Consider the following 23,915-nt stretch of genomic DNA (forward strand, 5'->3'; position numbering starts at 1 on the left):
GGAGCGCATCGTGACCGCACCCGTCCGGCCCCAGCCGGTGACGAACCTCGCCGACGGCGAGTGGCACCGGCTGCATCCGGCGAGCCCGCTGCTGCGCGGCGGCCTCGTGTTCATCGCCGTGCTCGGCTTCATCATCGCGAACCTTCGCGAGCGGCTCGTCGACATGTTCATCGTGATCTTCGCGCCCGACCTCGGCGACGACTTCGAGGGCGAGTTCGAGCGCTGGCAGGGCGACTGGGCGAACGACCCGATCGGCGGCATCGTCAACCGCGGCCTCGTGGGCTGGGCGATCGCGGGTGTCGCCGTCGTGATCGTGCTCGTCATCATCGGCTTCTGGCTGTCGTGGCGCATGCACACGTTCCGCGTCACGAACGAGGCGGTCGAGGTGCGCAGCGGCCTCCTGTTCCGGTCGCACCGCAGCGCCCGGCTCGACCGCATCCAGGGCATCAACGTGAACCGTCCGGTGTTCGCCCGCTTGTTCGGCACCGCCAAGCTCGAGATCTCGGTCGCCGGCCAGTCGGGCAACGTGCAGCTCTCGTACCTCGGGTCCGCGCTCGCCGACGGCCTCCGTGCCGACGTGCTGCGGCTCGCGTCGGGCGCACGCGCCGAGAAGGCGGCAGCACAGGCCGCGAAGGCGACGGATGCCCCGGGCCCGATCGATGCCGCGGCCGCGCCGGGTGCGCCCGTGGCATCCGCACCCCCGGCCAACGGCCGCAGCGCGGTGTCGGCCGTGATCGGGCACCGCGTCGACGAGTTCCTCGCACCCGAGCTCGACCCGAACCTCGCGCCGCCCGAGTCGGTGGTGCACCTGCCGTTCGGCCGCGTGATCGGCTCGACGCTGCTCGGCGGCTCGACGGTCTGGGCGATCATCCTCGTCGCGATCATCGTGATCGGCGTCTCGACGGGCCAGCTCTGGGTGCTGTTCTCGTTCGTGCCCGCTGCGATCGGTCTCGTCAGCTACCTGTGGTCGCGCATCACGAAGTCGCTGCGGTACTCGATCGCCGGCACGCCCGACGGCGTGCGCATCGGCCACGGACTGCTCTCGACGGGAAACCAGACGATCCCGCCGGGGCGCATCCACGCGATCGAGGCGCAGCAGTGGATCCTCTGGCGGCCCTTCGGCTGGTGGTCGATCCGCATCAACGTCGCCGGCCAGTCCGTCAGCGCGGGCAACGACGCCGCGCAGCGCACGCTCGTGCTCCCCGTCGGCACCGTCGCCGACGTGCACCGCGTGCTCGCCCTGCTCCTGCCCGACGCCGCGGCATCCGTCGACGCGTTCGTCGACGCCGGCCTCATCGGACGCGACGGCGACGGGTTCTCGCGCACGCCCCGCCGTGCCGCATGGCTGCGCCCGTTCTCGTGGCGGCGCATCGGCTGGAACGTCGTCGACGGCGTCGCGCTCATCCGTCGCGGCTGGCTGCTGCGCAGCCTCACGCTCGCGCCGCTCGCTCGCATGCAATCGGTGGCCATCCACGTCGGTCCGGTGAAGCGGGTGCTGCGGCTCGCCGCCGTGCGCATCCACACGGTCGCGGGGCCCGTGTACGCGACGCTCCCGGTCGCCGACCGCGAGAACGCCGACGGGCTGTTCGAGCGGCTCGCCGCCGAGGCCGTGGATCGCGCCGCGCGCGACACCTCCCACCACTGGGGCGCCGCCGGCGCCCTGGCCGCGCGACCGGAGTCCGCCGATGCCCGCTGAGCGATCCGGCCGACTCGGCGTCGGAGCGATCGGCGCCGGTCGCGTGGGCGCCGTGCTCACGGCCGCGCTCGCCGGCGCCGGCCACGCCGTCACCGGCATCGCGGCGGTCTCCGAGGCGAGCCGCGAACGCGCCGCGGCGATGCTGCCCGCGGTGCCCGTCCTGCCGATCCCCGAGATCGTGGAGCGCAGCGAGCTCGTGCTGCTCGCGGTGCCCGAGACCGAGCTCGAGGGACTCGTGTCGGGGCTCGCCGACGCGGGCGTGTGGCAGCCCGGCCAGCTCGTGCTGCACACCGCCGCGAGATTCGGGACCGGCGTGCTCGACCCCGCGCGCCGTGCGGGCGCGATCCCCCTCGCGGTGCACCCCGCGATGGCGTTCACGGGCACGAGCATCGACCTCGCACGCCTCGCCGGCACGTGGTTCGCCGTCACCGCGCCCGCGCCGGTGCTGCCCATCGGGCAGGCGCTCGTCGTCGAGATGGGCGGGGAGCCGTTCGTCGTGGCCGAGGCCGACCGCCCGGCCTACGCCGAGGCGATCGACACCGCGGCATCCTTCTCGAGCGCCATCGTCGACCAGGCGAGCGGACTCCTCGACGGCATCGGCGTCGCGCGCCCCGGCGCCGTGCTCGCCCCGCTCGTGCGCAGCGCCGTCGAGAACGCGCTCTCGCGGCACGACCCCGGACCGTACCTCGACGGGACCGGTACGATCGACGAGGCCGGCACCGACCGGCCACTGGGAGGTGGCTCGTGACCGAGGCGGCTTCGGGCATCCGCACGGTGCCCACGATCGCGGAGCTCCGCGAGCTCGTCGCCCGGCGACGTGCAGCGGGTGCGCGCGTCGCGCTCGTGCCCACCATGGGCGCCCTCCACGACGGCCACTTCGCGCTCGTGCGACGCGCCCGCGAGCTCGCCGACCTCGTCGTCGTCTCGATCTTCGTCAACCCGCTGCAGTTCGGCGCCGGCGAGGACCTCGATCGCTACCCGCGCACGTTCGACGCCGACCTCGCTGCGCTCGACGCGCTCGGCGTCGACGCCGTCTTCGCCCCCGCCGTCGACGAGATGTACCCGAACGGACGCGGCGGCACGACAGTGCAGGCCGGGCCGGTGGGCTCGCAGTACGAGGGCGCGTCGCGCCCCGGGCACTTCGACGGCGTGCTCACCGTCGTCGCGAAGCTCTTCAACATCGCGCAGCCCGACGTCGCCCTGTTCGGCCAGAAGGACGCCCAGCAGGTCTTCCTCGTCACGCGCATGGTCGCCGAGCTCGACATGCCGCTGCGCGTCGAGGTCGTGCCGACCGTGCGCGAGCACGACGGACTCGCCCTCTCGAGCCGCAACCGCTACCTCGACGAGACCCAGCGGCAGGCCGCCCTCGTGCTGGCCGAGTCGCTGCGAGCCGCGGATGCCGCGGCATCCGACGGCCCCTCGGAACTGCTCGCCGAGGGCGTGGCCGCGTTCGGCGACCACGACGGCGTGAACCTCGACTACCTCGTCGTCGTCGATCCCGACACGTTCCTGCCCGTCGGCGAGGACTACCGCGGGCGGGCCCTCGTGCTCGTCGCCGCGATCGTCGGCTCGACCCGCCTGATCGACAACGCGTTCGTCGAGGTCGGCGGCTGATCGACTGCCACGAACCTCGGAGCCACGGCTGAGTAGGCTTGGGCACGCACATTTCCGCGAACCGAGAGTGAACGATGGCCGAAACCACCACGGAAGCCGCAGCCGAGCCCACCGCCGAGGAGATCTCGGAGCAGAAGGCCGTGCGGCTCGCCAAGCGCGAGCGGCTCATCGCGGCATCCGACGACCTCGGACTCGGCGCCTACCCGGTGCGCCTGCCCATCACGGCGACCATCCCCGAGGTGCGCGACCGCTTCGTCGGCCTCGGCGTCGACGAGGCGAGCGGGCAGCAGGTGGGCCTCGCCGGCCGCATCGTCTACTCGCGCAACACCGGCAAGCTCTGCTTCGCGACCCTGCAGTCGGGCGACGGCAGCCGCATCCAGGCGATGGTGTCGCTCGCCGAGGTGGGCGAGGAGTCGCTCGCCGACTGGAAGGAGCTCGTCGACCTCGGCGACCACGTGTTCGTGTCGGGCGAGGTCATCACGAGCCGCCGCGGCGAGCTGTCGATCATGGTGAGGGACTGGCGCATCGCGTCGAAGGCGATCCTGCCGCTGCCGAACCTGCACAACGAGCTCTCCGAGGAGACCCGCGTGCGCAGCCGCTACCTCGACCTGATCGCGCGCGAGCAGGCGCGCCGCAACGTCGTCGACCGCGCGAAGGTCAACGCGAGCCTGCGGCGCACGTTCGACGCGCTCGGCTTCATCGAGGTCGAGACCCCCATGCTCCAGATCATGCACGGCGGGGCATCCGCTCGCCCGTTCGTGACCCGCTCGAACGCGTTCGACACCGAGCTGTACCTGCGCATCGCACCCGAGCTCTACCTGAAGCGCGCCGTCGTCGGCGGCATCGAGCGGGTGTACGAGATCAACCGCAACTTCCGCAACGAGGGCGCCGACTCCACGCACAGCCCCGAGTTCGCGATGCTCGAGGCCTACGAGGCCTACGGCGACTACAACACCATGGCGTCGCTCACCCAGCAGCTGATCCAGGATGCCGCGGTGGCCACGAGCGGCTCGCACGTCGTGACCTGGGCGGACGGCACCGAGTTCGACCTCGGCGGCGAGTGGGACCGCATCTCGATGTACGGCACGCTCTCGGAGGTGGTGGGGGAGGAGATCACCGCCGAGACCCCGATGTCGCGGCTCACGGAGCTCGCCGACGCCGAGGGCATCGAGATCGACCACCCGCTGCCCGGCAAGTACGTCGAGGAGCTGTGGGAGCACCACGTGAAGGGCTCCCTCGAGCGGCCGACGTTCGTCATGGACTTCCCGCTCGACACGTCGCCGCTGGTCCGCGCGCACCGGTCGATCCCCGGCGTCGTCGAGAAGTGGGACCTCTACGTGCGCGGCTTCGAGCTCGCCACGGGATACTCCGAGCTCGTCGACCCGGTCGTGCAGCGCGAGCGCTTCGTCGAGCAGGCGAAGCTCGCCGCCGGCGGCGACCCCGAGGCGATGCGCCTCGACGAGGAGTTCCTGCGGGCGCTCGAGTACGGCATGCCGCCGTCGGGCGGCATGGGCATGGGCATCGACCGCCTCCTCATGGCGGTCACCGGGCTCGGCATCCGCGAGACCATCCTCTTCCCCCTCGTCAAGTGAACGGATGCCGCGCATGAACGATTACCTCCCCAAGAAGGAACTCGAGCCCGACCCCGATCCGAAGCGCCCGTCGAACGCACGCATCGTGATCTGGATCGTCGTCGCCGGGGTCGGCCTCTACCTGCTCGGCTCGGGCATCTGGGGCATCATCAACGGCGGCTGACCCTCTCCGCGGGTTGAGGAGGCCCGCCAGGGCCGTCTCGAAACCCACTCGCTCCAACACGCGAACTCCCGAAGGCCCGATCCCACGCGGATCGGGCCTTCGTCGTCCCCGGCCATGGACGATCACTCCTGCCGCCCGCCGCGATGCAGGAAGGACTCTCCGAAACGCCGTCTTCTGGCCTGCGACGAGCGGGACCGGCCCGGGTTCTTCCTGCATTCGGCCCGGTGGTGGGCGTCTGGGGCGCGGCGCGAGCCGCCGGTGAACGCCGGCCCGCGGCATCCGTCTGCACAGAAATCTGTGAATGTGTTGCTTTCTGTTGGTTTGTGTGTGAATATTGCTCATAACACGTCGACGGCGACAGACCGGCGGCGGAACCACAGGCAGACGCAGACCGGAGGACGGGCCTCATGTACGCGACGGAGCGACACCAGCAGATCGCCGACACGCTCGAGGTCGTCGGCCGCGTCTCCGTCGCGGGCCTCGCACGCGACTTCGGCGTCACGACCGAGACGATCCGCCGCGACCTCGACGCCCTCGAGGAGGCCGGCCGCCTCCGCCGCGTCCACGGCGGCGCGGTCCCCGCCGACCAGTCGACCCTCGCAGAGACCTCGCTCGCCGAGCGCCTCGGCCGCAACGCCGCCGCGAAGGACGCGATCGCCAGGGCGGCCCTCGCCCTCATCCCCCCGACGTTCCGCGGCTCGGTGCTGATCGACTCCGGCAGCACCACGGGCCGGCTCGCCGAGCTCCTCGAGGAATGGGAGCCCGACGTGCCCGGTGCGACGCTCGACGTCTCCACGAACTCGATCCCGCTCGCCGCTCGCCTGCACAGCGCCGGCAACCCGCACCTCCAGCTGCGCAGCCTCGGCGGCGCGGTGCGCGGCATCACGGGCGCGGCCGTCGGCCCGACGACGATCGCCCAGCTCAGCGACATCCGTCCCGACCTCGCCTTCGTCGGCGCCAACGGCGTGAGCGCCGCGTTCGGGCTGTCCACGCCCGACGAGACCGAGGCCGCCGCGAAGGCCGCCATGGTGCATGCGGCCCGCCGCGTCGTCGTGCTGGCCGACTCGTCGAAGCTCGACGCCGAGTCGCTCGTGCGGTTCGCGTGCCTCGACGAGCTCGACACGCTGATCACGGATGCCGCGCCGCCGCCGGAGCTCGCCGAGGCCCTCGCCGACGCCGACGTCCAGGTGGTGCTCGCATGATCGTCACGCTGACGGCCAACCCGTCGCTCGACCGCACCGTGGAGCTCGCCGAGGCGCTGGAGCCCGGCGCCGTGCAGCGCGCCACGAGCACGCGGCAGGACCCGGGCGGCAAGGGCGTCAACGTCACGCGGGCGCTGCGCGCGTCGGGCGTCGACTCGATCGCCGTGCTGCCGGCCGGCGCGGGTGACGCGTTCCTCGCCGCGCTCGCCGCCGAGGGCGTGCCCCACCGCGCGGTGCCGATCGACGGCGCCGTGCGGACGAACCTCACCATCGTGGATGCCGCGGGCGTGACCACGAAGGTCAACGAACCCGGCCCCGAGCTCGACGCCGACGCGCAAGCGCGTCTCGTCGACGCGACCGCCGCGGCATCCGTCGGCGCCGACTGGCTGGTGCTCGCCGGCTCGCTGCCGCCCGGGGCGCCCGACGACTTCTACGTCCGCGTCGTCGAGGCCGCTCGCGCCGCAGCCGAGCGCGTTGGCGCCGCCGCCTCGCGCATCGCGGTCGACACCTCGGGCGCGGCACTCGCCGCGCTCGTCGAGTCCGGCGTCGGCGTCGACCTCATCAAGCCCAACGCCGAGGAGCTCGCCGAGCTCACCGGCTCTTCGGACGAGGCCGCCCTCGAGGCCGGCCCCGACGAGGCCATCGACCTCGCGCGCTCGATCCCCGTGGAGCGGGTCCGCGCGAGCCTCGTCACACTCGGCGCCGAGGGCGCCGCCATCGTGACCGAGGACCACGCCTGGTTCGCGCGGGCCCCCCGCGTCGTGCCGCGGAGCACCGTCGGGGCGGGTGACTGCTCGCTCGCGGGCTTCCTCGTCGCCGCGGTGGAGGGTGCGTCGCCCGCCGACGCGCTCGCCCGCGCCGTGGCCTCCGGCGCCGCCGCCGTCGCCCTCCCGGGCAGCGCGGTTCCCACCCGAGACCAGGTCGACCCGGCCCGGGTCGTCGTCACCGAGGTCGCCGGCCAGCCGGTCGGCGACCGGCAGTAAGGAGAACCCCATGTCCGACATCATCGAACCGGGCCTGGTCGTGCTGGATGCCGACCTCGGGCCCGAGAAGTCCGGCGTGATCCGCGCGCTGGCCGCCCGGGTCGCCGAGAGCGGCCGCGCCACCGACGCCGAGGCCCTCTTCGCCGACGCGTGGAAGCGAGAGGAGCAGGCGCCCACCGGCCTCCCCGGCGGGATGGCCATCCCGCACGCGAAGTCGCCCGCGGTGAAGCAGGCGAGCCTCGCGGTCGCCCGCCTCGCGCGCCCCGTCGAGTTCGACGAGGGAGAGGACGCCGACCTGGTGTTCCTCATCGCGGCGCCCGACACCGCCGCGCAGGACCACCTCGCGCTCCTCTCGACGCTCGCCCGCTCGCTCATGAAGGAGGACTTCGTCGCCTCCCTGCGCAGCGCCGCCACGCCCGACGAGGTCGTCGGCATCGTGCAGGGTGCGCTCCGGGGCGACGACGAGCCGGCAGCGGATGCCGCGCCGGCCGCGGCTGCGGCAGCGACCACGGCCGCGGCGACATCGGATGACGCACCGACCGACGCCGCGGCATCCGATCGCCGTTCGATCGTGGCGGTGACCGCCTGCCCGACCGGCATCGCCCACACCTACATGGCCGCCGACGCGCTCGCCGCGGCGGCCGGGCGCGCGGGCGTCGAGTACCACGTCGAGACGCAGGGCTCCTCGGGCGCGAAGCCGCTCGACCCCGCCGTGATCGCCGCGGCCGATGCCGTCATCTTCGCGGTCGACGTCGACGTGCGCGACAAGGCGCGGTTCGCGGGCAAGCCGGTCGTGCAGGTGCCCGTCAAGCGCGGCATCGACGAGCCCGACGCGCTCGTCGCGCAGGCGCTCGCCGCGGCATCCGACCCGAACGCCCCCCGCGTGCCCGCGGGCGGAGCGCCGACCGGTGCGACCACCGCCGTCGGCGGAGCGTCATTCGGCGCCAACCTCAAGCGGTGGCTCCTCACGGGCGTCAGCTACATGATCCCGTTCGTCGCGGCGGGCGGCCTGCTCATCGCGCTGGCCTTCCTGATCGGCGGCTACCAGGTCGGCGACAACGCCGCCGACGTGGTGCTCAACAACGCGCTGTGGAACCTGCCGCCGGGCGGCCTCTCCGAATACCTCGGATCGGTGCTGATCATCATCGGCTCCGCCTCCATGGCGTTCCTCGTGCCGGCCCTCGCCGGCTACATCGCCTATGCGATGGCGGATCGGCCGGGCATCGCCCCCGGCTTCGTCGCCGGCTCGGTCGCGCTCGTCCTGAACGCGGGCTTCCTCGGCGGCCTCGTCGGCGGCCTGCTCGCCGGTGCCGCGGCGATGTGGCTCGGTCGGCTCCGGCCGCCGCGCTGGCTCGCGGGCCTCATGCCCGTGGTCATCATCCCGCTGCTCGCGTCGCTCTTCTCGTCGGGTCTGCTGCTCCTCATCCTCGGCGCTCCGATCGCGACGCTGATGGCCGGGCTCACCGATTGGCTGAACTCCCTCACGGGCGTCAGCGCGATCGCGCTCGGGGCCATCCTCGGCCTGATGATGGGCTTCGACCTCGGTGGTCCGGTCAACAAGGTGGCCTACGCGTTCGCGGTGACCGGTCTGGCCGCGGGATCCGTCGAGAACCAGGCGCCCTGGATGATCATGGCCGCCGTCATGGCGGCGGGCATGGTGCCGCCGCTCGGCATGGCGCTCGCGTCGACGGTGCTCGCTCGCAACATGTTCACCGAGCCCGAGCGCGAGAACGGCGTCGCCGCGTGGCTGCTCGGCCTGTCGTTCATCTCCGAGGGTGCGATCCCGTTCGCGGCCGCAGACCCGCTCCGCGTGATCGCCTCGTCGATGGTCGGCGGTGCGACGGCCGGCGCCATCTGCATGGCCGCGGGGGTCACCTCGCAGGCGCCCCACGGCGGCATCTTCGTGTTCTTCGCGATCGGCAACTTCGGGATGTTCCTCGTCGCGATCCTCGCCGGCACGATCGTGATGGGCTTCCTCGTCGTCGCGCTGAAGCGCTGGGCGCGTCGCGCCCCGGTCGCGGTCGAGGAGGCCGCGCCGGTGCCGGCCGCGGCGGTCGCCGCGGCCTGACCCGCACCGCTCGCAGTTCTCGGAACCCGTCCCCGCGTGGGGGCGGGTTCCGAGGCGCGTCCAGCTCCGCCGGGCGCTCCTCGACCGCCGGAAGCGGCCCGTCCCGGCATCCGGTCGCACGAACCCGAGGAAACCCCCGTATCCTTGAAGGGCTATGGACGAATTCTGGGCGAATGCGATCTGGTCGCTGGCGCCGACCGTGCTCATCGGGCTGATCTTCTGGTTCGTGATGCGCGCGATCATCCGCGCCGACCGCGGCGAGCGCAAGGCGTACGCCCGCATCGAAGCCGAGGAGCGAGCCAAGCTCGGGCGCGAGCACCCGGCCGGCTGACGGAACGCCACGCCGGATGACGATCGACATCTCAGCGCCCGAGTTCGCGGCGTTCGTGGCCGGCGCGATCATCTTCGTCGACATCGTCATCCGCATCATCGCGGTCATCGTCGTGCCGCGGAACCGCCGTCCCACCGCGGGCATGGCGTGGCTGCTCGCCATCTTCTTCTTCCCGGTGCTCGGCGGCCTGATCTTCCTGCTCATCGGCAATCCCAAGCTGCCCAAGCGGCGGCGCGAGAAGCAGGCCGAGGTCGACGAGTACATCCGCGAGTCCACCCACGGCGTCGAGCGCATCAGCGACAGCCGCGCGTGGCCGACGTGGTTCGACGGCGTCGTGCGCCTCAACCGCACGCTCGGCGCCATGCCGCTCATCGGCTCGAACAGCGCCGGCCTGATCGGCGACTACCAGGGCTCGCTCGACGCGATGACCGAGGCGATCGAGCGGGCCCAGCGCTACGTCCACGTGGAGTTCTACATCTTCGCGTACGACCACACGACGGCCCGGTTCTTCGACGCGCTCGGCGACGCGGTGGCCCGGGGCGTGGAGGTGCGCGTGCTCCTCGACCACATCGCCTCGATCCGGGTGAAGGGCTACCGCAAGACGCTCAAGCGCCTCGACGCGATGCAGGTGCGCTGGCACTTCATGCTGCCCGTGCAGCCGCTGAAGGGCCGCTACCAGCGACCCGACCTGCGCAACCACCGCAAGATCCTCGTGGTCGACGGCGAGGTCGGCTTCATGGGCTCGCAGAACATCATCGACCGCTCCTACAACAAGCGCGCGAACATCCGCCGCGGCCTGAAGTGGAAGGAGCTGGTCGTCCGCGTCGAGGGACCGATCGTGTCGGGCCTCGAGGCGATCTTCGCCACCGACTGGTACCTCGAGACGGGCGAGGCGCCGATGCGCGAGATCGTGCCGCTCGGCCAGGAGGGCGAGGCGCAGGACCTCGACTGCCAGGTGGTGCCGAGCGGGCCCGGCTACACGAACGAGAACAACCTCAAGCTCTTCCTCGCGCTCATGTACGCGGCGCGCGAGCGCATCATCCTGACGAGCCCGTACTTCGTGCCCGACGAGGCGATGCTCCGTGCGATCAGCGGTGCCACGCAGCGCGGCGTGCACGTGGAGCTCTTCGTCTCGGAGATCGGCGACCAGGCCCTCGTGTACCACGCGCAGCGGTCGTACTACGAGGCGCTGCTGCGGGCCGGCGTGCGGATCTACCTCTACAAGGCGCCGTACATCCTGCACTCGAAGCACTTCTCCGTCGACGACGACGTCGCGGTCATCGGCTCCTCGAACATGGACATCCGCTCCTTCGAGCTCAACATGGAGGTGTCGCTGCTCGTGCGCGGCGCCTCGTTCGTGCGCGACATGCGCGCCGTCGAGAACGGCTACCGCGAGAACAGCCGCGAGCTCACGCTCGACGAGTGGCTCACGCAGCCGCTCCGCTCGACCGTGCTCGACAACCTCGCCCGGCTCACCTCCGCGCTGCAGTAGCCGCGGTCGACGGATGCCGCGCCCCGGCGCCCTCCGACACACGCGCGTAATGCGCCCGCACGTAGCCTCGACACGACGGCGCAGGTCGAGCGGGGTGCAGGAACCCGTGCTCCCGGCGCCATGGCGTGCTGCGCCGGGACGGGCACGATCGCACGAAACTCGCAACAATCTTGATGCACACGCAACGGATCGGTCTGGAATGCGCTTCACGCCGCATGCGAGAGTGGCATCACACCCGAATGACGCAGCATTGCACCACGGTGCTGCGTCACACACGCCCGCCCCGCCCACCGGCGACGGCGGGCGCGCTCCACCCATCCCGACGCACATCCGACTGACGCAACGCACGCAACATACGCAACGCAGCAGACCACGCAGAATCGGAGCACCATGTCGTTCCAACGCCTCCTCGCAGGCACGGGCATCACGGCGGTCGTCGCCGCGACGCTCGTCGCAGGTGCGGTGCCGGCGAACGCGGTCGAGGCCCTGTCGGCCCCGCCCATCGCCACGCCGATCTCCTCGCTCGTCGTCCCGCCCACGAGCTACCCGTCGCAGCCGCTGCTGCCGACCGTCCCCGACGATCCGACCGACGCGTCCATCGCCCGCGGCGTGACGCCGTACGACGAGATCGCGCCGTTCCTCAACTCGCTCATGGCGAAGAGCGACCGCATCTCGGCGCAGGTCGTCGGGCAGTCGACGCTCGGCCGCGACATCCACCTCGTCACCCTCACCGCGAAGGAGACGAAGGCGCAGACCGCCAAGCAGAAGGAGTTCCGCGAGCTCATCAAGCAGGACCCGGTGGCGGCGTCGAAGAACCGGCCCCTCCAGAACCAGTACAAGGTGCCGATCTGGTTCAACGGCAACATCCACGGCAACGAGTGGGAGGGCACCGACGGCATCCTCGACTACATCGAGTACCTCGCCACCGCGCCGTGGCCCGAGGTGCGCGACCTGCTCCAGGACTACCGGTTCTACTTCACGGTCACGAACAACCCCGACGGCCGTGCGCTCGGACAGCGTGCGAACGCCGACGGCTTCGACATCAACCGCGACATGATCACCGGCGCCACGCCGGAGTCCCGGATCGTGCGCGACCTGTCGAGCGTCATCCAGCCGACGTTCTTCATCGACCTGCACGGCTACACCAACGTGCTGCAGATCGAGCCGTGCGGTCCGCCCCACGGCGAGAACTACGAGTACGACCTGTTCCTGCCGCACGCGTACGCCGCAGCCCTCGAGATCGAGCAGGCCGTCGTCGACGCGAACATCCCGGGCAACACGTACCTCGACCGTTCCACCGGTCAGGTCACGCAGACGAACACCGGCAACATCCGAATCCCGTACCGCGACATCCGCTCCGGCTGGGACGACTGGCCCCCCATCTTCACGCCGCAGTACGTCGCCTACCAGGGCGCGATCACGAACACCGTGGAGCTCCCGCTCGGCCGCACGAACAACCAGCAGACGAACCAGGCCAACTCGAAGGTCAACATCGAGGTCGCCGGCGTCGTGATCGAGACCGCGGTCGACTACGTGGCCGACCACGCCGACGCGCTGCTCGCGAACCAGATCGAGATCTTCCGCCGTGGCACGGCGGGCGAGCCGCTCCGGGTCACCCCGGCCGACGTCGACCCGGCGACCGTGCCGGCGCCGAACGAATGGGCCGAGATCTGGGACGAGACCGACGTCTACAGCGCCGAGTTCCCCCGCGCCTACGTGATCCCCGTCGACGAGACGCAGCGTTCGGTGACGGATGCCGCGACCCTCGTCGACCAGCTCATCGCGAACGGCGTCGAGGTCTCGCGAGCCACGACCGGCTTCACGGCCGGCGGCGTGGACTACGCCGCGGGCTCGTACGTGGTCGACATGCACCAGCCGCTGCGCGGCATGGCCAACGTGCTGCTCGCCGACGGCTCTGATATCTCGAACCGCGTGCCCGACATGTACGACATCTCGGCCTGGAGCCTCGCGCTCCTCTGGGGCGCCGACGTCGAGGCGGTCGGTTCGACGACCGACGGCCCGCTCGGCGTCGTGCTCGAGTCCGTCTCCGAGGCCGCGCCCACGGGCTCGGTGCCGGCGCAGGGCACGTACCTCGAGCTCGCCACGAGCGGCGTCGCCGAGTACCAGGCGATCAACGCGCTGCTCGACGACGGCATCCCGGTATCGGCCTTCGAGGACGGCTCGGTCATCCTCGGCTCCGACGCGGCGTCGTACGCCGCCGCGAGCGACGTGGCCGACGAGTACGGCGTCGCGTTCACCGCGTCCGACGGCTCGCGCCTCGCGACCGAGGAGAGCACCGGCCTCGACGAGCTCACCGTCGCCTACTCGGGCAGCCAGGACGAGCGCATCTCGCTCGGCAAGCTCGGGTTCGACGACCTCAGGCAGGTCACCTCGGCGAACCTCACGAGCGGCCAGGTGCAGCTCGACGACGTCGACGTGCTCTGGATCGGCGCGAACCTCTCGTTCACCGGCAGCCAGGCCGCCGGGCGCACCGAGGTGACCGAGTACCTCGCGACGGGCAAGGGCGTCGCTGGCAAGGGAACGGCGGTCGCGGCCTTCGCGAACACGTTCGGACTCGTGAGCTCGACGGCGACCCAGGGCACCAGCGGCTCGAACGGCATCGTGTCGGTCGAGAACCCCGACGGCGGCCTGCTGTCGACCTACCCGCAGGACACGGCGTTCGTCTACCCCGCGGTCTGGTACACCGGCCTCGGCGCGAACGCGGTCGTCGAGCAGCGGTACGCCACCGACGGCACGTTCATCTCGGGCCACTGGGCGGCCACGCAGGCCGGGCGTACCATCGCGGATGCCGCGGGCCAGGCCTCGGTCGTCTCGGCCGAGTCCGCGGCGGGGTCGAAGGTGCTCATGTTCGGCACGTCGCTGAACTTCCGCACCCACCCGGTCGGCGGTTTCAGCCAGATGGCGCGCGGGCTCTTCTGGGCCGGTACCGAGGGCGCCGAGGTGCCCGCACCGTAGTCGGCGGATGCCGCAGCACGGCGCCGGTCGGGACCCTCCCGGCCGGCGCCGTCGCGTCTGGCGATCGAGGCGTCAGGCGCGCGGCTTCAGCCGCACGGTCGGCAGCTCGGGCGCCGGGAGCGGCGACCCGTCGTAGCCCTGCACCGTGCCGAACCGGCCGTCGGGGTTGTCGCGGCCGATGACGTCGGCCTGCCACTGCCGCCGGAAGTCGACGATCTCGTCGTGCGTGCGGCCGATGAAGTTCCACCACATGACGATGGGCTCGCCGAACGGCACGCCGCCGAGGAGCAGCACGCGCACGGGAGCATCGCCGGCGGCGAGCTCGAGGCGATGGCGACCGGGCTCCACGTAGGCGAGCTCCGACCGGGCGACGTCCGTCGCGGCATCCGCGCCGTCGACCCGGATCGACACCGGCCCCGCGTCGACGAGCACGCCGTGCTCGAACGTCGGCTCGAGGTCGAGCGTCGCGCGCCCGCCCGCCGGTAGGTCGACCTGCGCGCCGAGGAGCTCGGAGAAGACGGTGACGTCGGCGTCGAGTCCGGCGAGCGATCCGACGAAGACCCGAACGGTCGCGTCGTCGACGGTCGTCGCCTCGGTCTCGGCGTGCTCGAAGAACGGCCCGATGTTGCGGGATGCCTCGGGGAGCGCGACCCAGAGCTGCACGCCGTGCAGGGTCGTCGTGCCCGGCGGCGACACCTCGGAGTGCGAGATGCCGCGCCCCGCCGTCATGAGGTTCACGCCGCCCGGCCGAACGAGCTCGTGGCTGCCGGCGCTGTCGCGGTGCTCGATCGCGCCCTCGAACAGCCAGCTCACGGTCTGCAGCCCGGTGTGCGGATGCGGCGGCACGACCATGCCCCCGGTCTCGGCGACGTCGTCGGGGCCGTAGTGGTCGGCGAAGCACCACGCGCCGATCGTCGTGCGACCTCGCTGGGGGAGCGTGCGACGCACGTTCATCGCGCGCGGACCGCCGAGCGGCACGTCGCGCGGGGCGAGCACCTGCACGATCGGACCGGCCGGCTCGTCGGGCGGGCACAGCAGCTCCACCGGGTCGCGCTCGAGGTTGCTCATGTCGGCATGCTACCCGCGCGCCACGACCCCGGACGCGGCCGAACGAAGTCCCGACGTTGCCTCCGAATCGAGCCCTCCGCCCGCTAGCATGGCGGCATGGCTCCCTCCGTGCGTGTTCGTCGGGTCGGTTTCGCAGCAGTGGCGCTCGCGTCCGTGTTCCTGCTCTCGGCGTGCAACCCGTCGGGCAACGCGGCCGAGAACTTCTCCGGCCTCCCGGTCGCCTCCGAGGCGGAGCCGATCGACGTCGACCCCGAGTCGGGCGGCGAGACCGACGACGTCTCCGAGGAGGAGGTCGAGGGCCCGACGTTCGAGGAGTCCGACCAGCCGCAGGTCGCGTGGTGGGAGCAGGGCGGCCAGATCGCCCTCGTGATCTACGGCAGCTCGAGCTGCCCGTCGGTCGGCAAGGAGATCCGCGTGCTCGAGCCGGCCGGCGAGGGCAACCGCGTCGCCATCGACCTCGTGCAGCGCCCCGAGAACGAGATCTGCACCATGGACTTCGTGCCGCACACCACGATCTTCTGGACTCCCGTCGAGGTGACCACGACCGAGCCCCTCGTCGTCGAGGTGGCCGGCTACGAGGTCGAGATCCCGATCAAGTAGCGCCCGATCCGCGAGGCCGCAGCACGAACAACTCGCCCACCTGGCAGTCGAGCGCACGGCAGATCGCCTGCAGCGTCGAGAAGCGGATCGCGCGCGCGCGATCGTTCTTCAGCACGCTGAGGTTGACGACGCTCACGCCCACGAGTTCGCTGAGCCGCGTGAGCGTCATGCCCCGCGACTCGAGGAGCTCGTCGAGTCGGCAGTGCAGGTCGGATGCCTCGTCGGGCTCGGCCGGCGCCATCAGACGAGCCCCTCGGTCTCGCGCTGCAGGCGCTCGCCGACCGCGAAGACCGTGCTCAGCAGTGCCGCGACGAAGGCGCCGAGGATGAGGGCGAACGGGTCGACCGACAGGATCGCGTTGTCGAACGTGCGGTCGCTGAGCACGGCGAATGCGCCGTTCGCGGCCATGTTGCCGAAGAACGGCACGGCGAAGTAGCCGAGGAGCCCGGTGAACCCCGCCGTCGTGACGAGCACGGTGTTCGTGCGGCCGAACACGCGATCGCGGCTCACGTTGTGCGCCAGCAGCACGAGGCAGGACACGACGGCGAGCACCGCCGCGACGAACACGACCTGCTGGATCACGAGCGCCCAGAGCGAGGCGACGGGCAGCTCGGGCGCGGTGATGATCGCGCGATCGAGTTCGACCATGACGGGTGCGCCGTCGACGCCGATGGGCGCCTCGGCGTGCGTGCCGATGAACTCGGCGAGCACCGAGACGTTGCGGTTCGGCAGTACCTCGATGATGCGCGTCACTGCAGACCAGACCGTCCAGATCGCGATGCCCACTCCCGCGGCGATGAAGATCCAGAGGCCGACGGCGTCGCTGCGCTTGATGGTGCGTTCCGGGAGGGTGGTCTCGATCATCTGCTGCTCCATAACGAATTTCGATAATAACGATAAACGATAAACTAGGGATGCCGCCCGCTCCTGTCAACCACTCCCGCGGCATGCGCGGCATCCCGCCGCCCCTCGCGTCGCCGGGTGTCGACGGCGCTGCGCCCACGGCGAACATGCGCCCGCGCGGCATCGGCGGTGTCTACGCTCGTTGTATCGGAGCCCCCTAACCTGAAGCCGGCGCCGTGAGGAGTTGAGGATGTTCGAGAGATTCACCGACCGAGCCCGCCGTGTCGTCGTCTTGGCGCAAGAAGAAGCCAAGATGCTGAACCACAACTACATCGGCACGGAGCACATCCTGCTCGGGCTCATCCACGAGGGTGAGGGCGTCGCAGCGAAGGCGCTCGAGTCGCTCGGCATCTCGCTCGACGCCGTGCGCGAGCAGGTGCAGGACATCATCGGGCAGGGCCAGCAGCAGCCGACGGGGCACATCCCGTTCACGCCGCGCGCGAAGAAGGTGCTCGAGCTGTCGCTGCGCGAGGCGCTGCAGCTCGGCCACAACTACATCGGCACCGAGCACATCCTGCTCGGCCTCATCCGCGAGGGCGAGGGCGTCGCCGCCCAGGTGCTCGTGAAGCTGGGCGCCGACCTCAACCGCGTGCGCCAGCAGGTCATCCAGCTCCTCTCGGGCTACCAGGGCAAGGAGCAGGTGCAGGTCGGCGCGAACGACCAGGCGCAGCCGCAGGGCGGTTCGCAGATCCTCGACCAGTTCGGCCGCAACCTCACGCAGGCCGCGCGCGACTCGAAGCTCGACCCGGTGATCGGGCGCGAGAAGGAGATCGAGCGGGTCATGCAGATCCTCTCCCGCCGCTCCAAGAACAACCCCGTGCTGATCGGCGAGCCCGGCGTCGGCAAGACCGCCGTCGTCGAGGGCCTCGCACAGGCGATCGTGAAGAACGAGGTCCCCGAGACGCTGAAGGACAAGCAGCTGTACTCGCTCGACCTCGGCTCGCTCATCGCCGGTTCCCGCTACCGCGGCGATTTCGAGGAGCGCCTGAAGAAGGTCACGAAGGAGATCCGCACCCGCGGCGACATCATCGTCTTCATCGACGAGATCCACACCCTCGTGGGTGCGGGCGCCGCCGAGGGCGCGATCGACGCCGCCTCGATCCTCAAGCCGCTGCTCGCCCGTGGCGAGCTGCAGACGATCGGCGCCACGACGCTCGACGAGTATCGCAAGCACTTCGAGAAGGACGCCGCCCTCGAGCGCCGCTTCCAGCCCATCCAGGTGCAGGAGCCGTCACTGCCCCACACGATCAACATCCTGAAGGGTCTTCGCGACCGGTACGAGGCGCACCACAAGGTGTCCATCACCGACGGCGCGCTCGTGGCCGCGGCGAACCTCGCCGACCGCTACGTCTCCGACCGCTTCCTCCCCGACAAGGCGATCGACCTAATCGACGAGGCCGGCGCCCGCCTGCGCCTGTCGATCCTGTCCTCGCCGCCCGAGCTGCGCGAATTCGACGAGAAGATCGCCGTCGTCCGCGCCGCCAAGGAGACCTCGATCGAGGAGCAGGACTTCGAGCGGGCCGCGTCGCTCCGTGACGAGGAGAAGCAGCTGCTCGGTGAGCGTCTGCGCCTCGAGAAGCAGTGGAAGTCGGGCGACGTGAAGACGACCGCGGTCGTCGACGAGGGCCTGATCGCCGAGGTGCTCGCGCAGGCGACGGGCATCCCCGTCTTCAAGCTCACCGAAGAGGAGTCGTCGCGGCTCGTCTTCATGGAGAAGGCCCTGCACGAGCGCGTCATCGGCCAGGAGGAGGCGATCTCCGCCCTCGCCAAGACCATCCGCCGCACGCGCGCGGGCCTCAAGGACCCGAAGCGCCCCTCGGGCTCGTTCATCTTCGCCGGCCCCACCGGCGTCGGGAAGACCGAGCTCGCCAAGGCGCTCGCCGAGTTCCTGTTCGACGACGAGGCGGCGATGATCTCGCTCGACATGTCGGAGTACGGCGAGAAGCACACGGTCTCGCGCCTGTTCGGCGCCCCTCCCGGCTTCGTCGGCTTCGAGGAGGGCGGCCAGCTCACCGAGAAGGTGCGCCGCAAGCCGTTCTCGGTCGTGCTCTTCGACGAGATCGAGAAGGCCCACCCCGACATCTTCAACTCGCTCCTCCAGATCCTGGAGGAGGGCCGCCTCACCGACGGCCAGGGTCGCGTGGTGGACTTCAAGAACACCGTGATCATCATGACCACGAACCTCGGCACGAAGGACATCTCGACCGGTCCCGTCGGCTTCCAGCTCGAGGGCGACCCGCGCACGGGCTACGACCTCATGCGCGGCAAGGTGAACGAGGAGCTGAAGAAGCACTTCAAGCCCGAGTTCCTGAACCGCGTCGATGAGATCATCGTGTTCCCACAGCTCACCAAGGACGAGCTGCTGCAGATCGTCGACCTCTTCATCAAGCGCCTCGGCGACCGCATGCTCGACCGCGACATGACGGTGGAGCTCACGCTCGCCGCCAAGGAGCGCCTGATCGAGGTCGGCTTCGACCCGGCGCTCGGCGCCCGGCCGCTGCGCCGCGCGGTGCAGCACGAGGTGGAGGACCGCCTGTCGGAGAAGATCCTGCACGGCGAGCTCAACTCGGGCGACCACGTGCTGGTCGACTACCGCGACGGCGAGTTCGTGATGACCACGACGCAGCGGGCGCTGCCCGTCGGCGTGGGCGTGAACTCCGGCGCCGCGATCGGCACGGGTCCCGTGAGCCCCGATCTCGCGGCCGCGTCGGGCGACTGACCGAACGACACGAAGAGGGCGGATGCTGCGGCATCCGCCCTCTTCGCATACGCCTACGATGATCGGATGACCGACTACACGGTGCGCCGGGCGCGCACCAGCGACGTGCCGAAGATCCTCGCCCTCGTGGAGCCGCTCGTCGCCCGACGCATCCTGCTCGGCAAGGAGCGCGTCGACCTCTACGGGTCGGTCCAGGAGTTCCGCGTGGCGGAGGCCGATGACGGACGGCTCATCGGCGCGGGCGCGCTGCACGTCATGTGGGAGGACCTCGGCGAGGTGCGCACGCTCGCGGTCGACGACGCGTGGCTCGGCCACGGCGTCGGCCACGCCCTGCTCGCGGCGCTCGAGGACGACGCCGTCGAGCTCGGCCTGAGCCGCCTGTTCTGCCTCACGTTCGAGGTGGAGTTCTTCGGCCGCCACGGCTTCGAGGACATGGGCGCCGAGACGGTCGACCCCGAGGTGTACGGCGAGCTCGTGCGCTCGCACGACGAGGGCGTCGCTGAGTTCCTCGACCTCGCCCGCGTGAAGCAGAACACGCTCGGCAACACTCGCATGCTGAAGCGCTTCTGAGCAGGCGCCCGGCGCGCCGCCAGGCTCCCGGGCCGAACGAGCCCGCGGTCGTACCCTGTGGGCATGTCGACGAATCCCGCACCGGCGCGGCGGCATCCGCCGCAGGTGTACCGGCGACGTCGACTCATGGTGTTGCTGGGACTCGTCGCGGTGATCGTCGCGGTCGTCCTCATCATCGTGCGCCCGGGCGCCAGCCAGGGCGATGAACCGGATGCCGCGGCGCAGGGCAGCACCCCGTCGGCGACTCCGCATGCGACCGAGGCGGCGACACCACCGCCGACCGTGATCCCCACCGAGCCCACGGATGCCGACGGCGCCCGCTGCAAGGAGGGCGCGCTCCTCGTCGAGGCCGTGACCGACAAGTCGGTGTACGAGGCGGGGGAGCAGCCGGCGCTCTCGGTGACGATCACGAACATCGGCAAGAACGTGTGCGTCATCAACGCCGGGACGAAGGCGCAGGTCTTCACCATCACGAGCGGCACCGAGGTCTACTGGCTCTCCACCGACTGCCAGGTGGATCCGGTCGACGCCGAGGTGTCGCTCACGCCCGGCACGCCGATCAGCTCGAGCGTGCCGATCGTGTGGGACCGCACGCGGTCGAGCGTCGACACCTGCCAGGGTCCGCGCGAAGCGGTGCCGGCGGGTGGCGCGTCATACCACCTGGCGGTGACGGTCGACGGCTTCGCGTCGGAGTCGACGAAGCAGTTCCAGCTCTACTGAGCGGGCGCCTGGGAGCTGTCGACCGAGGCCGTGCGCTGGACGCCGCCGAGCGGGGCCAGGTCGGCATCGGCCGACCAGAGCACGATCCCGATCACGAGTGCCACCACCGCGAGCATCAGCAGCGTGATGATCCCGCCGAGGATCCGATCGTCGTCGAGTGCGCCCTTGACCATGCCCATGCTTCGACGTTAATCACGGGTCGCGCTCCGTCCATCGGGGGTAGCCCTGAGTGACCCCCGGACGGGCGTCAGGAACGGGGCGCGCGGCCGTGCACCGCGGTGAAGGCGATGGTCTCGGTCCACCACGCGGCATCCGCGCACCGCGTGAGGAAGCCGTCGACGAGCGCGTCGGTGAGGTGACCGCTCGCCGTGAGCTTCGGGCGCAGCTCGGTGACCGTGTCGATCCAGTAGGTCGCCCACGGCGAACCGCCGTTGTACACGGCGGTCTCGGCGGTGCCGGCGAGGTCCTCGATCCCGAGGGCTGCCAGCCGCGGGGCCAGCGTGCGACCGATGTGGTAGTCGATGCCGGCCTCGCGGGACCACGCGAGCCAGCCGTCCCAGAATGCCTTCACCTCGGGCGGCTCGGCCACGCTCACCGGCAGGAAGTCGGGCTCGATGAGCAGGATGCCGCCGCCGGGCTTCAGCGAGGCGACGAGGTTGCGCACCGCGGCATCCGCATCGGCGACGTGGTGGAGCACTGCGCGCGCCGTGACGACGTCGAAGGTGCCCGGATCGATCGGGCCGGCCACGATATCGTCGGTGCGGAGCTCGAGGTCGGGTGCGCGCACGTCGACGAGGGAGAGGTCGATGTCGTCGGCCACGGCGGTGCCGTCGGGCGCCACGAGCTCGGCGAGCCAGGCCGAGATCGAGCCGTTGCCGCATCCGACCTCGAGGGTGCGATCGCCAGGACTCACGCCGAGCGCCTCAAGATGCCGTCGGTGCATCGGGTCGAGCAGGCGCGACATCAGGGCGAGCCGGGAGCGCTCGCCGTCGAGGTGGTGGTCCAGGACGTACTCGGCCATGGTGCCTGCATCCTACGTGCGACCGTGCGGTGACCGCAGCATGGGGGTCTTGATCGGCGCCGGTCGAGGGCACAGACTCGTCGCATGAACGCCGAAGAGGAGGCGCGCGCCGTCGGTGAGGTGGTGGATCGCCTGGCGAAGCGATTCCCCGACGTGCCCCGCGATCGTGTCGCCGCCATCGTGGGCGAGGAGCATCTCGTGCTCGAGGGCAACCGCATCCGCGATTTCGTCCCCGTCCTCGTCGAGCACGAGGCGCGCGACCGGCTCCGCGCGGAGAGTGCCGAGCCGGTGCTGACCGAGGATGCCGCGGCGGCGTTCGAGGCGGGCGACGCGGTCTCGTAGCATCCGCTCGTTACGCTGGAGGCATGGCGCAGCGCAAGAAGTCCGGCAAGCCCAGCGAGCCGGTGGAGTTCCGATCGCAGGCGCTCGCCGAGGCGCTCGAACGGCAGGACATGGCGGCCGTGGCGCTCGCCCTGCGGCACGGCAACACGGTGGTGCCGCTCGTGAAGCCCGGACCGCGTGACAAGCCGCTCGACGGCGGCGAGGTGTGGACGTATCGCGACCCGAAGACCGGCGACGTCGCTCTGCTCCTGTTCAGCGACGCGGCGAACAAGCCCGCGAACCTCCCGCCTGCGGTGGGCCTGCAGAGTCCGGCGTGGCTGCGCACGTTCCTCAAGCGCTACGAGTCGACGATCACGACCGTGTTCCTCGACATCGCCGGGCCGCACCCGATGCAGGCGCCGCCGGGCGAGCTCCTCCGGGCGCTCGAGGCGTAGGGCCGGTCGAAACGGCGGGAACGCGCAGGGCGTCAGAACGCGACGTCGAGTTCGCGCTCGCGGCTCGACGTCGACGCCATCATCGCGCGCTCGACCGCGGCGTGCACGCTGCCCGCCTCGACGTCGAGGATCGTGGTGTAACCCAGGCGCCGCGCCTCGTTGCCGCGCTGCTTCGCCGAGGTGACGGGTCGCACCTCGCCGGCGAGGCTGATCTCGCCGAAGGCGGCGAGCTCGTGCGGCACGGCGCGGTCGCGCATGGCCGATGCGATGGCCACGGCGATCGCGAGGTCGGCGCCAGGCTCGGCCAGGCGAACGCCGCCGACGGTCGAGACGTAGACGTCGTGTTCGCCGAGCTGACGGAGTCCGGCTCGCCGTTCGAGCACCGCGATGATCATGGCGACCCGCGACGGGTCGACGCCGTTGACCACCCGACGCGGCTGCGGCGCCTTCGTCGACACGACGAGCGCCTGCACCTCGACGGGCAGGGCCCGTCGCCCTTCGAGCGCGACCGTCACGCACGTGCCGCTCACGGCGGTGCGTGAGCTGCTGAGGAAGAGGCCCGAGGGGTCGGGCACCTCGGCGATGCCGTCGCCGGTCATCTCGAAGCATCCGACCTCGTCGGTGGGGCCGAACCGGTTCTTGAGCGCGCGGACGAAGCGGAGGGCCGTCTGCCGGTCGCCCTCGAACTGGCACACGACGTCGACGAGGTGCTCGAGGAGTCGCGGACCCGCGATCGAGCCGTCTTTCGTGACGTGACCGACGATGAGCACGGGGAGGCTGCGCTCCTTCGCGACGCGGATGAGCGTCGAGGCGACCTCGCGCACCTGGCTCGGCTGCCCGGGCAGCCCGTCGGAGAGCGAGCTCGACACGGTCTGCACCGAGTCGACGATGAGGAGCTCGGGCCCGACCTGGTCGACCTGCCCGAGGATGGTGGCGAGGTCGGTCTCGGCCGCGAGGTAGAGCTCATCGTGCAGCGCGCCGGTGCGCCCGGCGCGCAGGCGCACCTGGGCGGTGGACTCCTCGGCGCTCACGTAGAGGACGCGCCGGCCCGTGGAGGCGACGCGCGCGGCGACCTCGAGCAGCAGTGTCGACTTGCCGACGCCCGGCTCGCCCGAGAGCAGGATGGCGGCGCCCGCGACGATGCCGCCGCCGAGCACCCGGTCGAACTCGCCGATGCCGCTCGGGCGATGGGCGGTGTGCTCGGCCTCGACCTCGGCGATCGGTCGTGCCGCGCGCGCGGCGGTGGGCGTGACGGCCTGCACCGAGCGGACGATGCCGGTCTGCTCGGCGGCGTCGACCACGGTGCCCCACTGCTGGCACTCGGCGCAGCGGCCCACCCACTTGACGGTGCTCCAACCGCACTCGGTGCAACGGAACGTGGAGGTGGGTCGGGCCATGCCCGCAGCCTAGCCGCGGCATCC

Annotated in this window: 23 protein-coding genes; 17 read left to right on the forward strand and 6 right to left on the reverse strand. The window is 71.2% G+C overall.

Annotation, left to right across the window (positions count from 1 at the left end):
- Positions 1 to 10: 10 nt before the first annotated feature.
- The 11 genes from ACWGO8_RS11610 (at position 11) to ACWGO8_RS11660 (ending at position 14,117) form a co-directional block, all read left to right on the forward strand.
- Positions 11 to 1,696, forward strand: coding sequence for a PH domain-containing protein (locus ACWGO8_RS11610; protein WP_452043201.1), 1,686 nt, complete (start codon positions 11 to 13; stop codon positions 1,694 to 1,696).
- The gene (locus tag ACWGO8_RS11615) at positions 1,686 to 2,444 is read left to right on the forward strand and encodes a Rossmann-like and DUF2520 domain-containing protein (protein WP_452043202.1); all 759 of its coding nucleotides are present in this window, start codon (positions 1,686 to 1,688) and stop codon (positions 2,442 to 2,444) included. The genes ACWGO8_RS11610 and ACWGO8_RS11615 overlap by 11 nt, the downstream gene beginning before the upstream one ends.
- Entirely contained in the window at positions 2,441 to 3,310 is an 870-nt protein-coding gene (gene panC / locus ACWGO8_RS11620) for a pantoate--beta-alanine ligase (RefSeq protein WP_452043203.1), read from the forward strand. Before ACWGO8_RS11615 ends, panC begins: the two co-directional genes overlap by 4 nt.
- Positions 3,311 to 3,384: 74 nt before the next feature.
- Entirely contained in the window at positions 3,385 to 4,902 is a 1,518-nt protein-coding gene (gene lysS, locus ACWGO8_RS11625) for a lysine--tRNA ligase (RefSeq protein ID WP_452043204.1), read from the forward strand.
- A 13-nt stretch (positions 4,903 to 4,915) separates the two neighbouring features.
- Entirely contained in the window at positions 4,916 to 5,065 is a 150-nt protein-coding gene (locus ACWGO8_RS11630; RefSeq protein ID WP_452043205.1) for a hypothetical protein, read from the forward strand.
- 407 nt (positions 5,066 to 5,472) lie between these two features.
- Entirely contained in the window at positions 5,473 to 6,267 is a 795-nt protein-coding gene (locus tag ACWGO8_RS11635; RefSeq protein WP_452043206.1) for a DeoR/GlpR family DNA-binding transcription regulator, read from the forward strand.
- Positions 6,264 to 7,250 carry a 1-phosphofructokinase family hexose kinase gene (locus ACWGO8_RS11640; RefSeq protein WP_452043207.1) on the forward strand — a complete coding sequence of 329 codons (987 nt, stop codon included), beginning with the start codon at positions 6,264 to 6,266 and terminating at the stop codon, positions 7,248 to 7,250. Before ACWGO8_RS11635 ends, ACWGO8_RS11640 begins: the two co-directional genes overlap by 4 nt.
- 10 nt (positions 7,251 to 7,260) lie before the next feature.
- On the forward strand, positions 7,261 to 9,318 hold the full coding sequence (locus ACWGO8_RS11645; RefSeq protein ID WP_452043208.1) for a PTS fructose transporter subunit IIABC: 2,058 nt from the start codon (positions 7,261 to 7,263) through the stop codon (positions 9,316 to 9,318).
- 154 nt (positions 9,319 to 9,472) lie between these two features.
- Positions 9,473 to 9,649, forward strand: a complete 177-nt coding sequence (locus ACWGO8_RS11650) for a hypothetical protein (protein WP_376953857.1) — start codon at positions 9,473 to 9,475, stop codon at positions 9,647 to 9,649.
- A 16-nt stretch (positions 9,650 to 9,665) separates the two neighbouring features.
- Positions 9,666 to 11,141: a cardiolipin synthase gene (gene cls, locus ACWGO8_RS11655; RefSeq protein ID WP_452043209.1), complete on the forward strand. Its 1,476-nt coding sequence runs from the start codon at positions 9,666 to 9,668 to the stop codon at positions 11,139 to 11,141.
- A gap of 390 nt (positions 11,142 to 11,531) precedes the next feature.
- Positions 11,532 to 14,117: a M14 family zinc carboxypeptidase gene (locus ACWGO8_RS11660; protein WP_452043210.1), complete on the forward strand. Its 2,586-nt coding sequence runs from the start codon at positions 11,532 to 11,534 to the stop codon at positions 14,115 to 14,117.
- Positions 14,118 to 14,189: 72 nt separating this feature from the next.
- Here ACWGO8_RS11660 and ACWGO8_RS11665 read toward each other — a convergent pair whose 3' ends face one another.
- The gene (locus ACWGO8_RS11665; RefSeq protein WP_452043211.1) at positions 14,190 to 15,185 is read right to left on the reverse strand and encodes a pirin family protein; all 996 of its coding nucleotides are present in this window, start codon (positions 15,183 to 15,185) and stop codon (positions 14,190 to 14,192) included.
- Positions 15,186 to 15,281: 96 nt separating this feature from the next.
- Here ACWGO8_RS11665 and ACWGO8_RS11670 point away from each other — a divergent pair, with 96 nt between their 5' ends.
- On the forward strand, positions 15,282 to 15,785 hold the full coding sequence (locus tag ACWGO8_RS11670) for a hypothetical protein (RefSeq protein WP_452043212.1): 504 nt from the start codon (positions 15,282 to 15,284) through the stop codon (positions 15,783 to 15,785).
- Here ACWGO8_RS11670 and ACWGO8_RS11675 read toward each other — a convergent pair.
- Together ACWGO8_RS11675 and ACWGO8_RS11680 are read right to left on the reverse strand one after the other, a co-directional pair.
- A complete protein-coding gene (locus ACWGO8_RS11675; protein ID WP_452043213.1) occupies positions 15,778 to 16,026 on the reverse strand; it encodes a helix-turn-helix domain-containing protein in 249 nt (82 codons plus the stop codon). The genes ACWGO8_RS11670 and ACWGO8_RS11675 overlap by 8 nt on opposite strands.
- Positions 16,026 to 16,649 (reverse strand): hypothetical protein, encoded by a 624-nt coding sequence (locus tag ACWGO8_RS11680; RefSeq protein WP_452043214.1) that lies wholly within the window; start codon positions 16,647 to 16,649, stop codon positions 16,026 to 16,028. The genes ACWGO8_RS11675 and ACWGO8_RS11680 overlap by 1 nt, the downstream gene beginning before the upstream one ends.
- A 229-nt stretch (positions 16,650 to 16,878) precedes the next feature.
- On the opposite strand from ACWGO8_RS11680, the gene ACWGO8_RS11685 reads away from it, so the two are divergent.
- From ACWGO8_RS11685 to ACWGO8_RS11695, 3 genes are all read left to right on the forward strand, one after another.
- Entirely contained in the window at positions 16,879 to 19,407 is a 2,529-nt protein-coding gene (locus tag ACWGO8_RS11685; RefSeq protein ID WP_452043215.1) for an ATP-dependent Clp protease ATP-binding subunit, read from the forward strand.
- Positions 19,408 to 19,473: 66 nt separating this feature from the next.
- Entirely contained in the window at positions 19,474 to 19,977 is a 504-nt protein-coding gene (locus ACWGO8_RS11690; protein WP_452043216.1) for an amino-acid N-acetyltransferase, read from the forward strand.
- Positions 19,978 to 20,040: 63 nt separating this feature from the next.
- Complete coding sequence (locus ACWGO8_RS11695; RefSeq protein WP_452043217.1) at positions 20,041 to 20,697, forward strand: hypothetical protein; 657 nt, start codon at positions 20,041 to 20,043, stop codon at positions 20,695 to 20,697.
- Here the strand turns inward: ACWGO8_RS11695 and ACWGO8_RS11700 are convergent.
- Positions 20,691 to 20,876, reverse strand: a complete 186-nt coding sequence (locus ACWGO8_RS11700) for a hypothetical protein (protein ID WP_452043218.1) — start codon at positions 20,874 to 20,876, stop codon at positions 20,691 to 20,693. The two genes, ACWGO8_RS11695 and ACWGO8_RS11700, sit on opposite strands and share 7 nt — an antisense overlap.
- A gap of 68 nt (positions 20,877 to 20,944) precedes the next feature.
- Positions 20,945 to 21,718, reverse strand: coding sequence for a class I SAM-dependent methyltransferase (locus ACWGO8_RS11705; protein WP_452043219.1), 774 nt, complete (start codon positions 21,716 to 21,718; stop codon positions 20,945 to 20,947).
- A gap of 84 nt (positions 21,719 to 21,802) precedes the next feature.
- Here ACWGO8_RS11705 and ACWGO8_RS11710 point away from each other — a divergent pair, with 84 nt between their 5' ends.
- Both ACWGO8_RS11710 and ACWGO8_RS11715 read left to right on the forward strand, forming a co-directional pair.
- Positions 21,803 to 22,060 (forward strand): three-helix bundle dimerization domain-containing protein, encoded by a 258-nt coding sequence (locus tag ACWGO8_RS11710; protein WP_452043220.1) that lies wholly within the window; start codon positions 21,803 to 21,805, stop codon positions 22,058 to 22,060.
- Positions 22,061 to 22,083: 23 nt separating this feature from the next.
- A complete protein-coding gene (locus ACWGO8_RS11715) occupies positions 22,084 to 22,494 on the forward strand; it encodes a dehydrogenase (protein ID WP_376953869.1) in 411 nt (136 codons plus the stop codon).
- A gap of 32 nt (positions 22,495 to 22,526) precedes the next feature.
- Here the strand turns inward: ACWGO8_RS11715 and radA are convergent, their stop codons facing one another.
- A complete protein-coding gene (gene radA / locus ACWGO8_RS11720) occupies positions 22,527 to 23,891 on the reverse strand; it encodes a DNA repair protein RadA (RefSeq protein ID WP_452043221.1) in 1,365 nt (454 codons plus the stop codon).
- Positions 23,892 to 23,915 lie beyond the last annotated feature (24 nt).

The sequence above is a fragment of the Agromyces sp. NPDC055661 genome (assembly GCF_053618135.1).